Consider the following 15810-nt stretch of genomic DNA (forward strand, 5'->3'; position numbering starts at 1 on the left):
GCGGGAACTGTTCACGAGAACGGGTTGGGTTGGGCGGTTCGTCAGGCGAGGACGGGGACCGACTTCATCGCTTCGGCGATCGCCTCGTCGGGCAACTCGTAGTCGACCATGTCGCCGTGGAGGTACTTCTCGTAGCTGGCGAGGTCGAGGTGACCGTGGCCGCACAGCGCGGTGAGAATCACCTTCTCCTCACCCGACTCCTTGCACGCCAACGCCTCACGTACTGCCGCGGCGATCGCATGGGTCGGCTCCGGCGCCGGCACGATCCCCTCCGTACGCGCGAACTGGATCGCACCCTCGAAGCACTCGCGCTGCGGAATCGCGATCGCCTCGACGAGACCCTCGTTGTAGACGTGCGACACCAGCGGTGCCATCCCGTGGTAGCGCAATCCGCCGGCGTGGATCGGCTCGGGGATGAAGCTGTGACCGAGCGTGTGCATCTTGAGCAGGGGCGTCATCCCGGCGGTGTCGCCGAAGTCGTAGCGGTACTCGCCCTTCGTCAACGTCGGACATGCAGCGGGCTCGACGCACCGGATGACCGGGTCCATCTTCCCCGCCAACTTCTCACGCAGGAACGGGAACGCGAGCCCACCGAAGTTCGAGCCGCCACCCGTGCAACCGACGAGCACGTCGGGCGTCTCGTCGACCTTCGCCAACTGCAGCAGCGCCTCTTCACCGATGATCGTCTGGTGCATCAGCACATGGTTGAGGACCGAGCCGAGCGCGTAGCGCGCCTGCGGATCCTCCACGCACATCGCCACCGCCTCGGAGATCGCGATGCCGAGCGATCCGGTGTGATCGGGATTCTCGGCGAGCAATGAACGGCCGAACTCGGTCAGCTCCGAGGGACTGGAGTGCAGCGTCGCGCCCCAGATCTCCATCATCGTCTTGCGGTGCGGCTTCTGGCGGTACGACGCGGCGACCTGCCAGATCTCGCACTCCATCCCGTACTGCGCGGTCGCGAACGCCAACGCACTCCCCCACTGGCCGGCACCGGTCTCGGTGGTGAGCTTCGTGATGCCTTCCTGATGGTTGTAGAACGCCTGGGGCACCGACGTGTTCGGCTTGTGCGACCCGGCCGGGCTGACGCCTTCGTACTTGTAGTAGATCCGCGCCGGGGTGCCGAGCGCCTCCTCGAGTCGCTTGGCTCGGAACAGCGGACTCGGCCGCCAGATCTTGTACACGTCGAGCACCTCGCCGGGGATGTCGACGTAGCGCTCGGTGGTGACCTCTTGTTCGATGAGCGCCATCGGGAACAGCGGCGCGAAGTCCTCCGGACCGGCCGGTTCGTGGGTTCCAGGGTGAAGCGCCGGAGGTGGCGGGGTCGGGAGGTCGGCGACGAGGTTGTACCACTGCGTCGGGATCTCGGATTCGTCGAGCAGGATCTTCTTGGGTGTGTCGTGTCCAGCCATGCGGCAAAAGTAGTGGGCTAGGTTTGGGGGCGCACCATGGGACTTTTCAAGCGACGCGACGAGACCAGAGAACAGCTCGAGGCCCTGCGGTCAGAGCTCAGCACGATGCGCCAGCGGCTCGACGAGAGCGAGGGAGCCAAGGCGCGGATGGCCGAACACCTCGGTCGAGTCGAGCTCGAGCACCGACAGCTCACCGAGCAGGTCGGCAGCGTCGCCACGCAGGTCGGGGCGGTGGAGTCGAAGGTCGGCGACGTGGAGACCCGGGTCGGCGACGTCGCCGGATCGATCGCTCCGGCGATCGACGAGGCCGTCGCCAAGAACGCAACCCCGGATGACGTGGATGCGATCCGCGCGGAGGTCGCTCGTCTCGGCAGCCTCGCCGCCCGCGTCGATGACCTGAGCGACACGATCTCGGTCCAACGCGCCACGCTCCCACCACCGACCGCAGCGCCGGACCACGACGTGCTCGCCGTCCTCCAGCAGCAACTCGATCAACTCGCCGAGCTGATCGCCGGCCAGCGCGAGCACATCGCCAACATCGCGGTCGTCGCGACCGACTCGGTGGAGCGGACGGATTCGGCACTCGCCGAGATGCGCTCGGCCATCGACGCCGACGGCACGGGGCAGCGCGAGACCGTCGACTCCGAGACGCGCGCACAGCTCGGGCTGCTCGCCGAGCGGGTCGGTGCGATCGACTCCCGCGTCAACCAGGTGAGCCTCGAGCTGACCAACCAGCTCACCGAGTTGAGCGGTGACGTCGACCGGGCCGGCTCCCAGAGCGACGTCAGCGAGGCGATCGACGACCTGGTCGCACGCATCGACGACATGTCCGGCGGCCAGGAGCGGCTCGCCAACGAGCAAGCCCGCTACGCGATTCAGTTCCGCAATGACCTCGCGGAGCTGGCCGAACGCCTCCGCCGACCCTCAGGCCGCTGACCCCGCTGCGCCAATCGGTGCCAATCGGTGTCTGACACCCGATGGCACGGTGCCAATCGGTGTCTGACACCGGATGGCGCAAGGTGAGCGTCAGCCCTCGTCTTCGACGATCAGCTTGTCGCCTTCGCCGGGTCCGTCGCCCTCGAGCTCGCTCTCGCCGTCCGTCGAGCCGTCGTCGGTCGAGGGATCGCCAGTCGGGTCGGTGACGTCGTCGGTTCCGGTGTCCAGTCCGAGCCGGTCGACCGCATCGGCGATCAGGTCGTTCGCTTCGTTGACCTTCTCCTGATAGGTCCCGAGATCACCCGACTCGAGCGCGGTGTCGGCCTCGGCGAGCACGGTGTCGATCCGCACGAGCACTTCCTCGGCGTTCTCGTCGAGGACCACCACCTCGTCATCGGGTGCCGCCGTGTCGTCGCCGTCGACCGAGGACACCGTTCCGGTTCGGTCACCGATGTCGGCATCGAACCCGCGGAACAGCTCGCTCATCGCCTGTCCGATCGTCGGAGCCAGCACCGAGGTCTGGTTGTAGGTGACGATCACTTCACGGAACTCGGTGGCTTCGGGCACCTGCGCACTGTCGGTCGGCACGCTCACGTAGTACGGACGGACGTAGACGAGACCGTCGGCGACGGGGACCGCCTGGAGGTCACCGAAACGCACCTTGGTGCCGCCGCCCTCCGTGTTGTCGCGTGAGATCCGGAACGAGATCTCGTCGGTGGTTTCGGCACTCGACGCAACGCGGAGCGGACCGTCGGGCAACGACTCTCCCGGCGCGGGATTCACCACGTAGCTGATCAGCTGGCCGTAGGTGTCGGGGTCGGACGACGCGGTCATGTAGGCCTGCAACTGGGTCCGCTGATCGGCCGTCGAGAACTCGACGAACGGTCGGAAGATCACGAACTCCTCGTCGATCTCCTCATCGTCCGGGCTCGTGTCGAAGTACGTGTAGTACGGCGTGAACCGTTGCGTGTTCGATTCGCTCGCGAACGTCGACGACGCCGCCGTTTCCGCCGCCGGGGCCGCAGCGGTCGCCGTGCTCACGCCCGGGAACTGACCCGGTGCCTGAGCGACCGACCATGCGCCGTCGCGCCGGAAGAAATTCTCGGGCGAGATGCGGTACTTGGAGTAGCGGTCGGTCTGCACCCGGAACAGGTCCTCGGGGTAGCGCAGGTGCTCGCGCAACTCGTCGGGCATCTCGTCGAACGAGGTGAACAGATCGGGGAACGCCTGCTGCCACGCCCGGATGATCGGATCCACCTCGTCGATGACGAAGAGCGTGACCTCGCCGGTGTAGGCATCGACGACCGCCTTCACACTGTTCCGGACGTAGTTGTCGTTCGGCGACAGACCCGATTCGGACGACAGTTCGACGTCACCGACGCTCTCGGCGTAGGGGTAGCGGCTCGTCGTGGTGTACGCATCGACGACCCAGACGACGCGCCCGTCGGCCTCGACCGGGTACGGGTCGGCGTCGTACGACAGGAACGGGGCCAACTTCTCGAGCCGATCGTTGACACCGCGTACCCACAGCATCTGCGAGTCGTCGTTGATCGCCCCCGACGCCAGGATGTTGTACTCGAGGAAGGCGAGAGCGAAGGACGCCCGCCGAGCGAACGACGTCATCTCCACCCCGAGGTCGCCCTCGTAGGTGGCCTGCTCGTCGCACGGGTTCTCGACCGACTCGGTGTTGCTGATCGCGTACCCACCGATGCTGGGACTGAAGTAGAGCTCGGGGCGGTCGAGATCGGGGACCGTGTAGGCGGGTCGGCGGTTGGCCTGGACCGAACTCGCCGGCGCTGTGACGAGGCCGCAGCCATGGGTGTTGATCAGGTGGAGGCTCTGCCACGTCGTGTTCGCGAGGCCATCCGTGTCGAGTTCGAGCGCCGCGACGAGCACCTGCTCGGAGTCGGGCTGCTCGGTGCTGTCGAGCACGTACCGGTCCACGTCGAGATCGTCGATCGTGAGTCCGGCCTCGCGACCTTCGTCGAAGATGAACCGACTCTCCATGGCGGCCGGGTTCAGCAGTCGGACGTTGTCCAGCGACTCCAGGTCACCCTCGGCGTCGGATGCCGAGATGTCGCTGAACGTGATGTCGCGTGACTCGACCTCGGCCAACCCGTAGGCGAGACGCGTGGCGTTGACGTTGCGTTCGATGTACTCCGACTCCTTGGCCTCCTGGTCCGGATTGACGACCAGGCCCTGCACGATCGCCGGGTAGATGATTCCCCCGACGATCGACACGACGAGCCACAACGCCGACGCGATGAGCGGAGCGCGGAACGATCCCGTCCGGATCACCGACAGATACAGCACCGCCGAGAACACCGCGATGAGGATCAACAGCATCAACGCCGGGATGCGCGCCTGGACCACCGAGTAGGTCGCGCCCTGCACGATGCCGGTCTGTGCATTCGTGAGCTCGAACCGGTCGAACCAGTAGTCGCCCGCCTTCAGCAGCGCGAGGAGCGCGAGCAGGATCGCGATGTGGGTCTTCGTCGCGGAACTCACGGTCGGGACCGGCGACACGAGCACGACGCCGCCGTTGAGCACGTGGGCGGCGACCGTCAGCAGGAGCGTGACGATCACGGCGACGAACATCCAGTCGAGCAGGAACGACAGGAACGGCAACTCGAACACGTAGAACCCGACGTCTCGACCGAACTGCGCATCGGATGTGCCGAAGCTCTGCGAGTTGCGGAAGAGCAGCCACTCCTGCCAGCGACTGATCGCGGGCGCGGCGAGCATGAGGGCGAACACGAGCGCCACGCCGTAGCGCACCAGCCGCAGCCGTTGTCCGAAGATCTCGTGGAAGCGCTCGACGTACGGGTGCACGTTCGCGGGGAAGGTCTCGGGCGCCGTCCGGTCGGCGACGTACAGATTGATCCCGGAGATGAGCACGAAGATCAGGAAGAATCCGACGAACAGCGTCGCCTTCGCACCGATCGCACCCCAGAACACGTCGTTGCGTCCGAGCGCGTCGTGCCACAGGAAGTCGATGTAGAAACGCGCGATCGCCCGTCCGAAGATCAGGACGAACAGCAACAATGCGCCGAGCGCGATCAGAACGCCGCGGCCGCTGAAACGCAGTCGTCGACGATCGGCTCCGAGGTCCTGAGATCGCCGCATCGGCGCCGAGATTACCGGGCCGCGGGGACCAAGAGGCAGCGGCACCCCGGATGAGCGGGAGTGCAGAGGTGCCCGGTGGGGAATGCCTGACCCGCCGCGACCGCACCTTCGAGCCGGTTGTCGTCGCAGTCGGCACAGATCTCGTGGCTCGGATCGGGCATCCACTGGACCGGCGTGTCGAGTTCGAACGAGGCCAACACGCCGCGGCCGTGGGCGGCGCGGAACACGTCGTCGAGTTGCTCGTCGATGTGCTTGGTCTTGAACTCGCGGTAGACGGCGCGCACCTTCTTGGTGATCGCCGGATTGTCGCCGTCACCGTCCGCGATGCACCGCTCGAGGCGGTCGCGCAGCGGGGTGACCATCCCCCGGGTGATCGTCTCGGCGGCCTGCTGCACCGCCTGCTTCCCGGCTGCTGCGCGCAGTTTGCTCGACGATGTTCCGGTCGTGAGCGTCGCCCCGGCGTTCGCCGCCGCGAGCAACTCGTCGGAGATCACGCCCGCGTACCGCTCGGCGTGGTGGCTGGCCCAGGGCAGGAGCGCATCGAGGTTGCGCACCTGCTCGCTGCGACGCAGCGCGTCGAGCACTTCGTTCTGTTCGTCGGCGAGCACGCGCTTCAACTTGCGAGCGCTGGCGACGATGAGCGGCGTGAGGTCGGCATCGCGCTGCTCGAACCGGGACACCTCGGTGTCGTCGTCGGAGCCGTCCGACGCCTCGGCGTCGTGCTCGTCATCCGCCGGATCGGCGGCTGGCGCGTCGGCGATCGGTTCGTCGGCGTCCTCCGCATCGTCGATGACGTCGGCGTCCGTGTGAGCGTCGTCCTCGGCGTTGTCGACCTCGGCCTCGGGCTCCGGCTCGTCGTCCGTCGTCGCGCGCAGCCGGGCGAAGAGGTCGACCACGACATCGTCGACGGATCCGTCGTCAGGGTCCGGGTGGCGGGAGTCATCGGATGGGTCGTCAGGGTCCTCGATCGCTTCGATGTCATCCGCGTCGACATCGGTGGGTTCCTCGGTGACGGCGTCATCGTTCGCGTCGATGTCCGATTCGGCCGGGTCGATGTCGTCCGTCCCGGCGTCGATCTCGCCATCGTCGTCCGGCGCAGACGATTCGTTGAGTTCGACGACGTCGGCGATCACGTCACCGTCGGGATCGTCGGCTTCTTCGCCCTCGTCGGTGCCGGCGTCGACGACGTTCTCGACCACCGCATCACCGTCGGAGCCGTGGTCGTAGATGCCGACGGTCGCCTCGCCATCGGTTGCCGCGTCGGCCCGTGCGTCATCGGCTGGGGCGTCGGTCGACTCGGCCTCGCTCGGAGCCATCGCGTCGCGGGCGACCATGACCGGGACGGGTCCCGTCGACGGCTGGAGGTTGACGTACTCGTCGGGCTCACCCAACGGCTGCATCTCGGCGACGACATCGACCGCCACCAGTCGGGCGCGTTCGAACGCCTGCATGAGCCGATCGCGGCCGTGCACGAGTTGTTCGATCTGTTCGCGCGCCAGCTCACGGCGCCGCGCCAGCTCGCTGAGCACACGTTCGCGATAGGCGCGAGCCTCGTTGACCATCTCGCGGCCCTGCTGTTTGGCCATCGAGATCTCGGCCTCGGCGTCGTTCGTCGCATCGGCACGGCGACGCGACGCCTCGATCTCGGCCTCCTCGCGGAGACGGATCGACTCGTCGCTCGCCTCCATGAGCATCTGCGCCGCCGACTGCTCGGCCTTCTCGCGGATCTCGTGGGAGCTCTCCCGCGCCGCGTTCAGGATGCGAACCGTCTCTTCGCCGAGCATTCGCGTGAGCGTCTCGTCATCGAAGTGCGCCATCGTGAGGTTCGGCTCGGCTTGGGAATTCTCGAGTTCGCGCTCGAGAAATGCCTGACGTTCGTGCAGGCGGCGCAACTCATCGGCAACGGTTCGCAGGAAGTCACGGACCTCGCCCTGATCGAAACCGCGGCGACCGGTGGAGAAGGAGGCGTCGGCAACCTGCGCCGGCGACGCTGGATCTGGTTGGGGAATCGACATGGCCATCACGCAACGTTACGCGGCCCGCCGTTGCAGATGGTGGAGGGTCGACCGGCAATCGCCGGCCGCCACGCTCACGCGGGGATCGGATCGCCACCCAGCGATTCGAGTACCTCGAGTGCCTCGTCCAACGTCGCGACCGGCATCAGGACGACCTCGCCGTGGCCGGCCTCGTTCAGACACTCCCATCGGCACAAACCATCGTCGGGATCCTCCGGATCGGCGTCGATGAGTTCGAACTGTTCGGCGGGGATCAAGAACACCTCGACGCCGTGCTGATGGACCGCGCTGACCTTCTGCTCCAGGCCGCCGATCGGACCGATCGTGCCATCGAGTCGGATCGTGCCCGTGACCGCGATGTCGCGGCCGCCGGTGAGATCGCCCTCGGTCAGCTCGTCGATCAGCGCGAGCGTGAAGGCGACGCCGGCCGAGGGACCACCGACCGCAGCGGTGTCGATCGAGACGTCGAAGGGGAGATCGACGGTCCGCGAGTCGAACGGGATGAAGCCGATGATCGTCCGCTCCGGGTCGGTGGGGTCGGTCGACAGCTCGACTTCGACGTCGAGTTCACCGACTCCGGCTCGGTCGACGGTCATGTCGATCGTGTCGCCTGCTTCGGCTCCTTCGAGCGCCGCGGTCAGGTCTTCGATCGTGGCGATCTCCATCCCGTCGACCTCGAGCACCGTGTCGGCCGGCTCCAGGACCGCTGCTGCCGGATACTCCTCGTCGCACTCGAAGCCGTCCTCCGCCGGTTCACGGCACAGGATGTCCTGCACCACCACCGCGCCGAATTCGAGAGTGGGGTCGTAGCCGGCGGCGGTCAGCGCGAGGAACTGAGCCTCCTGCGTCGCGGTCCGCATCTGCTGGAGGGCGATCTCGCGATTCTGCGTCGCCGTGCGCCGACCGTTGCGTCCCTCCTCGGTCAACAGGTCGACCACGGGGTCCGGCCGGCCGATCAACCACGACAGCATCGACTGCGGCGGCTGGCTGATGGTCACGAAGAAGAAGTCGCCGTCGGTCTCGTACACCTCGACGTCGTCGGGAAGCTCTCCGTACTCGACGCGGTCGTTCACCGACTCCGCCGACGCGGGAACCCGCGCGTACGGCGCCGGCTGCTGCTCCTCGAGACGCGCGTTCTCGGTCCGTGCGATCACCTCGGACGGAATCAACGACGTGATCCCGATCGCTCCCAGGCCGAGGAGGGCGACGACGGCGAGTGTCCGCGCCCACCACCTCCGAGGAGATGCGACGAGTACCATGGGGGTTGTCGTGTCGGTCACTGATCTCACTACTGCTGCTGCCTGGATGGCCGGGCTGGCGATTGTCGCCCTGGTGTTCGCCGGCTGGCGCAAGGCTGCCAGAGCCGCGCCCCGAACACCACGCGCAGAACCGAAACTTCGTCGACCGCGGGTGCCGGTCGGGATCGCCGAGTCGACCGTTCCGCTCTACAAGCCACCGAACGTGTTCCGTCGCGCGCTGTCCGGGGTCGCGAGCGTCGGACTGGGCCTCGTGATCGGCGTCGTGAGCGCCATCCTGATCGCGTTCGGCACGGCGTTTCTCGTCGTCACCATGACCGACCTCCTGAAGTCCTGACGCGTGGGCGCCACCCCTTCCGACGACACGGAAGCTCGACAGCGGCGGCGTGGGGTCGCGATCGCCGGCCACTCCGGTGACGTGTCGGTCGCGCTGGCGGCGCTCGACGATCCGGACCCGGCGGTCCGCAGCACTGCGCTCGGTGCACTCGAGCGTCTCGATGCGCTCGATGATTCGGCCGTGGCAACCGCGCTGACCGACGACGACGTGGCGGTGCGCCGACGCGCAGCCGAAGTCGCCGCGACCCACCCTGAAGTCGACCTGGTGCCGGCGCTCCGTGACGTCGACGCGCGTGTCATCGAGGTGGCCGCGTGGGCGTGCGGTGAGCACGAGTCCGACCGCGACGAGATCGTCGAGCGGCTGATCGAGTTGGCGACCGATCACGACGAGCCGCTGGTCCGGGAATCGGCGGTCGCCGCGCTCGGTGCGATCGGCGACCCACGGGGGTTCGACGCCATCGTGAGCGGCGCAACTGACAAGCCCGCCGTCCGGCGCCGAGCCGTGCTCGCGCTCGCACCGTTCATCGACGACGACGAACTCGGCGAACCCACCGAGTCGGCGATTGCCCGCGCGCTCGAGGACCGCGACTGGCAGGTCCGCCAAGCCGCCGAAGACCTCCGCCGCATCACCGACACCTGAACCTTCCCCTGCCACCTGCCTCCTCACCCCCCGCCCTCGCCTCGGAGCTGCCCCTCCGGGGAAATTTCGGCGGATCCGGACCGCCAGCGTCTCGATCCCACACAATTTCCGAACAACGGCTTCGGGGTCGGGGAAATCTCGACGGATCCGGACGGTCAGCGTCTCGATCCGACGAAATTTCGACGGCGGCGGGTTCGGAGGGGGGATCGGGACGCGGGTGGTGTCAGAGGTCGTAGCGATAGAGGTTGGTTTCGCGGGGAGCGAAGCCGATGCGCTGATAGAGGCGGTTGGCGGCTTCCCGCGAGGGGCGGCTGGTGAGGCTGACGTTCTTGGCGCCTCGCCGACGAGCTTCGTCGAGTGCCGCCTCGTTCAACTTGCGCCCGACCCCGTGACCGCGAGCGGCGTCGTCGACCACGACGTCTTCGATCCACGCCTTCATGCCCGTGGGGATCCGGTAGAACGCGAGGGTCAGGCTCCCCACGATCGCTCCATCGACCCGCGCGACGAACACGGCGGTGTCCGCCCCCTCGACCAGATCGGTCAGCAACTCACGGCTGGGTGGCGGCGATGAGGACGAGAGCTGGGGGATCAGGTGCGCGAACGCCGCGATCAGTTCGTCGTCGACGTCCGAGGCGATCTCGATCGTGGCGCCGGAGCTCGCTGAGTCATCGTGCTGCATCGGCCCCACGATACGCACCGATAGCGTGACCCACGTGGGAACCGAGCACGTCCGATGGCTGGCCGAACCAACGCTCGACCGGCCCGTCCTCATCGCCGGATTCACCGGTTGGAACGACGCCGGCGACGCCGCGTCCACGGCCATGACCACTTTGGTCGAAGCCTGGGGCGCCGACGTCCTCGCCGAGATCGATCCCGAGGCGTTCACCGACTTCGCGACCGTCCGCCCGCAGGTGCGCCTCGACGACGAACGCAAGCGGTCGATCGTGTGGCCGACCGTCGGCGTGTGGTCCGTGTCGCTGCCGGGTGCCGACGTGATCCTCATGCTCGGCCCGGAACCGGCGTTGCGGTGGCGCCTCTTCTCGGAACAGGTCACCGGGATCGCCGAACGGTTCGGGGCGACCATGGCACTCTCGCTCGGTGCGCTCCTCGCCGACGTGCCCCACTCCCGCCCGGTCCCCTTGATCGGCACCGCGTCCGACACCACGCTGATCGAGCGGTTCGAACTCCAGCAGTCGCAGTACGAGGGCCCGACGGGCATCGTCGGCGTGCTGCACGACGCCCTCCAACGGGCGGGTCTGCCCACCGCATCACTGTGGGCCGCGGTCCCCGGCTACGCGTCGCAGGTGCCATCACCCAAGGCTGCGCTCGCACTGGTCGAGCGGGCGTGTTCGATGATCGGCACGCCGCCGCCGGGGTCGCAACTCGGATCCGGAGCAGCCGAGTACGACGCCCGCGTCGCCGCGTTGATCGGTGACGACGACGACATGGTCGAGTATCTCGAGCGCCTCGAGCAGCTCGCCGACGAGAACGACGCGACCGACGACGAAGACCTCACCTCGGCGCCGCCGATCGATCCGGACGAACTGATGAACGAGGTCGAACAGTTCCTGCGCGATCAGGACTGAGTCGAGCCACCCCCCGCGAGCCCACTCCCGACGACGTCGGGAACGGCGCGGTCAGGACCGCCAGATGTCCGGGCGAACGGGATCGAAGGTGGCGTCGGACGCCGTGCCGTCGATCGCGGCAAACGCCATCGGACCCCACCATTGCGCTCCAGCGGTGACTTCGGGGAGTTCGTCCCGCGCGAACCAACCGACGTCGCCGGTCTCGAGTGGGTGCGGCTCCAGCTCGCCACCCGTCGCGCTGCAGTGGAACAGCAGCATGTACATGCCGAACCGACTGAAGCCCATGCGCTGCCCGTCGACGACGCCCAACAGTCGTTCGGCGTGACACTCGATTCCCGTCTCCTCACTGACCTCTTTCACCGCGACCTCGGCCGGTGAGTACCCGACGTCAGCCCACCCGGTCGGGTACAACCAGATTCCCGAGTCCTTGCGTTGCACGAGGAGGATCTCGCCCTGGTCGTTTCCGACGATGGCACCGACCGCGGTCTTCGGGGTCACGTACCCGGGGACACCCTCCCCGATCGACTCCATCCACTCCCCCACGAAGTGGTCGATCTCGCGTTGCACGGCAGCAGCATCCGCGGCGTCGTCTGCATCGGCGGCGAGCTCACGTGCGGCGGCCTTGATGTCGGCGGCGACGTGCAGCACCTCCTCGTAACGCTCACGCTCGTACAGGCTCTCGGTGAAACCCATCCCGGTTCGGGCGATCGCCGCGAGGGTCTCGCTCCATCGCGCCAGGTCCCGAGCGTCGGCAGTCACGGCTTCAATCTACGGCAGGCGGAGCGATGAGCTCGGCTCGGCTCCGACTGGTGAGGACGAGATCGCGTCTCATGCGACCGCGTGGAGGAGCGCCTTGTGGATCTCCTTGCGGTGCGGCGAGCTCATCACCAGGTCGCCGGCTCGGGTGCGGACGTAGAACGTGTCGACGACCTCCATCCCGATCGTCTGCACGGTCGCGTGGCGGATGTCCAGGCCGAGTTCGCCCAATGCCTTGGTGATGCGGTGCAGGATCCCGACCTTGCTGACGGCGCGCACTTCGATGACCGTCGCGTTGCTCGACCCGCCCTCGATGAACTTGACCTTGGGCGGCCCGGGTGCCTCTGCCTGGAGACGACGCCGGCGGCGGTACGTCCTGGCGCGTTCGGCCAGTCGCGCCTCGATCGCCAACTCCCGCGCCAGCCCCTTGCGCAGATCGCTCTTGAGCGACCGCCAGTTCAGCTCGCCCTTCGAGATCGAGATGCGGAACTGCGACGCCGCCATGCCCCCTTCGTCGGAGTGCGCTCGCGAGCTGAGGACGTCGAGACCGTGCAACGACAGCACCCCGGCGATCTGCCCGAACGTGCCGGGCTGATCCGGGTAGATGATGGTGATCCGGTCGTCCTTGCGAGTGATGTCGACCTCGCCGAGCGCCATGACCTCCAACGTGGCGGCGTCGGGGAACAGCTGCCATGCCACCTCGGTGACGTCGCCGCCGCCGAGCACGATGCGCGTCCGCATCGCCAATTCGTCGACGAGTTCCTTCTTCCAGTTCCCCCACGCCGACGGGCCGGTCGCCTTCGAGTCGGCCTCGGTCAGCGCATGGAGCAGTTCCAGCCGTTCGACGGAGTAGAGCAGCCCGGCGACCAGGTCGATGGTGGCCGGATCCGAGAGGTCGCGGCGCATGGCGACATCGGGCATGAGCAGGTGCCACTCGACCATCGCGACGAGCGTCTCGACATCGTGGCGGTCGTAGCCGAGCCGAGGCGCGATCTCGCGCACCAGGTCCATGCCGACCTCGGTGTGGTCGCCCGGGTAGCCCTTGCCGAGGTCGTGGAAGAGCGCGCCGATCACCAACAGGTCCGGCCGCGACACCCGGTCGGCGAGCTCGGCCGCGTTGGCCGCGGCTTCCCAGAGGTGACGGTCGACCGTGTAGCGGTGATACGCGTTGCGCTGTGGTTTCGAGCGCACCGGCTCCCACTCCGGGAGGAAACGTGCGATCAACTCGTGTTGGTCGAGAGCCTCGAGCACCTTGATCGCCTTGTGCCCCTCGAGGAGCAACGCGACCAGCTCGGTCCGCGCACCGACGGGCCAGTCGCCGGGCCACGGTTCGACCTCGTCGCGCAATCGGGAGAGCGTCGCCCGGCCGATTCGGCAATCGGACCGAGCCGCTGCCACTGCGGCCTGCAGCGCGAGCGTCGGGTCCTTTCGCGGATCGGCCCCCTCGGTGAGTTCGACCTCTCCGTTGCGCAGGACGACCCCGGGAGCGATCGCCCGGTCGGCCTGCGGATCGCGCTCGACCGCGCGGTTCCAGTTCTCGTCGCACAGCCATGCGACGTTGCGTCCGGCGGCGGCGACGTCGGCCATCAGCTCGTCGGCGTCGCCCCACCCACCGGTCTTCGCGATCGCGTCCTGATCCTCGAGTCGCATCACGTCGCCGACCCGGTCGGTCGTGAGATGCAGAGCCACCCTGGCCCGGAGCAGCGTGTCGTACGCCGCGTCGAGATCGTCGAGGTCCTGATCGATCACCTGGAGCCCACCCGCCATCGCCCACCAGACGGTCTGGACGTCGCGGAGACCGCCGTGGCCGTTCTTGAGGTCGGGTTCGAGGCGATAGGCGACATCGGCGGACTCCGCCTGCCGTTCCTTCATCCGGGCTCGCAGCGCCTTCAGGTAGTCGGACCGTTGCGATTCCCACGACTTGCGTCCGCGGCGGGTGACGTCGGCGGCGATCTCCTCGTCACCGGCGAGGAAGCGCGCCGACAACAGCGCCGTCGCCGAGTCGAGGTCGCCATCGACCAGATCGAGTTGTTCGTTCACCCGCCGCACGGCGTGACCGAGTTTCACACCCGAGTCCCACAGCGGATACCAGAGTGCACTCGCGACCGGCTCGATCTCGGCGGCCACCTTGCGCGCTTTGCAGTCGTGGACGAGCAACAGGTCGAGGTCGCTGTACGGCGCGAGTTCGCCACGGCCGTAGCCACCGACCGCGAGCAACGCCACGCGGTACTTCGTCGGATGGGCGGCGAGAGCCTCCTCGAACAGGTGGATGACCCAGTCATCGGTGACCCGGGCCAAGGCCGTGCAGTACTCGCGACCGCGATTCGAGCCGTCCGGAACCACCACCGCGGCCAGGTCGAAGTGCGATCGGCGATCCTCAGACGTCACTCGCCAGACGGTACTGTGGACAAGATGCGGCGACGACGTGGACCGGTTCCCGCTCCGCGAATTCTTGCTGCCGTCACCGTGGGTTCGGTGTTCGTCGCAGCCTGCACGGGCGGAGACGATGCGACGCCACCACCCTCGGTCGTCACGACGACGACCGAGGTGATCCCCCCACGCGTCAATGACGACGTGTTGAAGATCGGTGCGCTGATCCCGGCGGGGAACACGGTGGTCGCCGAGTTCCTCACCGTCGCGCTGGAGGACGCGATCGACCGCGTCAACGACGCCGGCGGAGTGCTGGGAAGCGACGTCGAGGTGTTCATCGAGGACGAGGGGGCCACGGCCGCGACCGCCTCGCAGGCGATCGAGGAGCTGATCGCCGATGGCGTCGACGCGATCATCGGTCCGACGTCGTCGAACACCGCGATCGGCGCGCTCGACACCGCGGTGGCCGACGGAATCGTCACGTGCTCGGCGACGGCGACGTCGATCGCGCTCGACGACTATCCGGACGAGGGGCTGTTCTTCCGCAGCATCGCGACCGATTCGCTCCAGGCGAACGCGATCGCCCAACAGGCACAGGCGACCGGTGCCAGCAACGTGGCGATCGTCCACGTCGACGACGCCTACGGGAGGCCCTACGCCGACGCGGTCGAGGACGCGCTCAGCCCGATCGCCGTCGAGACGATTCCGCTCGCCGTGGACGACGACGACCTGAGCGATGACATCGATGATCTGGTCGCCGCGTCACCGCAGGCGGCCATCATCCTCGGTAGCGGCGACGACATCGCCACCGTGCTCGGCGAGATGGCTCGCCGCGACGACGTGACCGTGCAGACCATCATCGTCAACGACGACGCGCGACGAACGGCCACACGCCCGGTCATCTCGGTGTTGCCCGAGGCGCTGCGAAGTCGGGTCGTCGTGGTGGCACCGCAGGTGGAACTCCGCACCGCGGCAGCTGTCGAGGCCCCGACATCGACGAGCGCCGAGGACTCCGACGAGGATGCGCCGATCGTCGACCCGCCGTTCGGACCGCAGGTCACGGACTGCGTGAACCTGCTCGCCCTCTCTGCGATCCAGGGCCAATCCGACTCGCCATCGGTGATCGCCGGCCAGATGTCGTCCGTGTCCGACGGTGGCGACGTGTGCTCGGACTTCCAATCGTGCACGGACCGTCTCGCCGCCGGCGCCGAGATCGACTACGCCGGTCCGCTCGGGATCACGGTGCTCGATCGGAACGGCGACCCGTCGCGTGCGTTCTTCGACATCATCCGCTTCGACGACGACGGTTCCGACATCTTCGAGGACACGACCGCCGTCCAGTCCTGACCCGTTCTCGTGATCAGTTCCGGCGCTCCG

The 15810-nt window shown here is 67.7% G+C and carries 12 protein-coding genes; 5 read left to right on the forward strand and 7 right to left on the reverse strand.

What is annotated here, in order from left to right:
- Nucleotides 1–41: 41 nt before the first annotated feature.
- Entirely contained in the window at nucleotides 42–1412 is a 1371-nt protein-coding gene (locus ON45_RS14085) for a TrpB-like pyridoxal phosphate-dependent enzyme (protein ID WP_040494634.1), read from the reverse strand.
- 36 nt (nucleotides 1413–1448) lie between these two features.
- Here ON45_RS14085 and ON45_RS14090 point away from each other — a divergent pair, with 36 nt between their 5' ends.
- Nucleotides 1449–2348 (forward strand): coiled-coil domain-containing protein, encoded by a 900-nt coding sequence (locus tag ON45_RS14090; RefSeq protein ID WP_148288700.1) that lies wholly within the window; start codon nucleotides 1449–1451, stop codon nucleotides 2346–2348.
- Between the two features lie 90 nt (nucleotides 2349–2438).
- Here the strand turns inward: ON45_RS14090 and ON45_RS14095 are convergent, their stop codons facing one another.
- From ON45_RS14095 to ON45_RS21620, 3 genes are all read right to left on the reverse strand, one after another.
- On the reverse strand, nucleotides 2439–5474 hold the full coding sequence (locus tag ON45_RS14095; RefSeq protein ID WP_040494636.1) for a UPF0182 family protein: 3036 nt from the start codon (nucleotides 5472–5474) through the stop codon (nucleotides 2439–2441).
- A gap of 11 nt (nucleotides 5475–5485) precedes the next feature.
- Nucleotides 5486–7495 carry a DivIVA domain-containing protein gene (locus ON45_RS14100; protein ID WP_040494637.1) on the reverse strand — a complete coding sequence of 670 codons (2010 nt, stop codon included), beginning with the start codon at nucleotides 7493–7495 and terminating at the stop codon, nucleotides 5486–5488.
- 68 nt (nucleotides 7496–7563) lie between these two features.
- Nucleotides 7564–8748, reverse strand: coding sequence for a S16 family serine protease (locus tag ON45_RS21620; protein ID WP_051063083.1), 1185 nt, complete (start codon nucleotides 8746–8748; stop codon nucleotides 7564–7566).
- A 10-nt stretch (nucleotides 8749–8758) separates the two neighbouring features.
- On the opposite strand from ON45_RS21620, the gene ON45_RS22750 reads away from it, so the two are divergent.
- Entirely contained in the window at nucleotides 8759–9082 is a 324-nt protein-coding gene (locus ON45_RS22750) for a hypothetical protein (RefSeq protein ID WP_148288701.1), read from the forward strand.
- A gap of 3 nt (nucleotides 9083–9085) precedes the next feature.
- Nucleotides 9086–9721 (forward strand): HEAT repeat domain-containing protein, encoded by a 636-nt coding sequence (locus ON45_RS14115; RefSeq protein ID WP_040494639.1) that lies wholly within the window; start codon nucleotides 9086–9088, stop codon nucleotides 9719–9721.
- Nucleotides 9722–9944: 223 nt separating this feature from the next.
- On the opposite strand, the gene ON45_RS14120 is transcribed toward ON45_RS14115, so the two are convergent.
- On the reverse strand, nucleotides 9945–10400 hold the full coding sequence (locus ON45_RS14120) for a GNAT family N-acetyltransferase (protein ID WP_051063084.1): 456 nt from the start codon (nucleotides 10398–10400) through the stop codon (nucleotides 9945–9947).
- Nucleotides 10401–10434: 34 nt separating this feature from the next.
- Here ON45_RS14120 and ON45_RS14125 point away from each other — a divergent pair, with 34 nt between their 5' ends.
- On the forward strand, nucleotides 10435–11307 hold the full coding sequence (locus tag ON45_RS14125) for a PAC2 family protein (protein ID WP_040494640.1): 873 nt from the start codon (nucleotides 10435–10437) through the stop codon (nucleotides 11305–11307).
- Between the two features lie 51 nt (nucleotides 11308–11358).
- Here ON45_RS14125 and ON45_RS14130 read toward each other — a convergent pair whose 3' ends face one another.
- Both ON45_RS14130 and ON45_RS14135 read right to left on the reverse strand, forming a co-directional pair.
- The gene (locus ON45_RS14130) at nucleotides 11359–12066 is read right to left on the reverse strand and encodes an NUDIX hydrolase N-terminal domain-containing protein (RefSeq protein WP_040494641.1); all 708 of its coding nucleotides are present in this window, start codon (nucleotides 12064–12066) and stop codon (nucleotides 11359–11361) included.
- Nucleotides 12067–12135: 69 nt separating this feature from the next.
- Complete coding sequence (locus ON45_RS14135) at nucleotides 12136–14451, reverse strand: [protein-PII] uridylyltransferase (protein WP_051063085.1); 2316 nt, start codon at nucleotides 14449–14451, stop codon at nucleotides 12136–12138.
- Nucleotides 14452–14475: 24 nt separating this feature from the next.
- On the opposite strand from ON45_RS14135, the gene ON45_RS14140 reads away from it, so the two are divergent.
- Nucleotides 14476–15780 carry an ABC transporter substrate-binding protein gene (locus ON45_RS14140; RefSeq protein WP_158412429.1) on the forward strand — a complete coding sequence of 435 codons (1305 nt, stop codon included), beginning with the start codon at nucleotides 14476–14478 and terminating at the stop codon, nucleotides 15778–15780.
- Nucleotides 15781–15810 lie beyond the last annotated feature (30 nt).

This window comes from Ilumatobacter nonamiensis YM16-303 (assembly GCF_000350145.1).
GTDB classification, from domain to species: Bacteria; Actinomycetota; Acidimicrobiia; order Acidimicrobiales; family Ilumatobacteraceae; genus Ilumatobacter_A; species Ilumatobacter_A nonamiensis.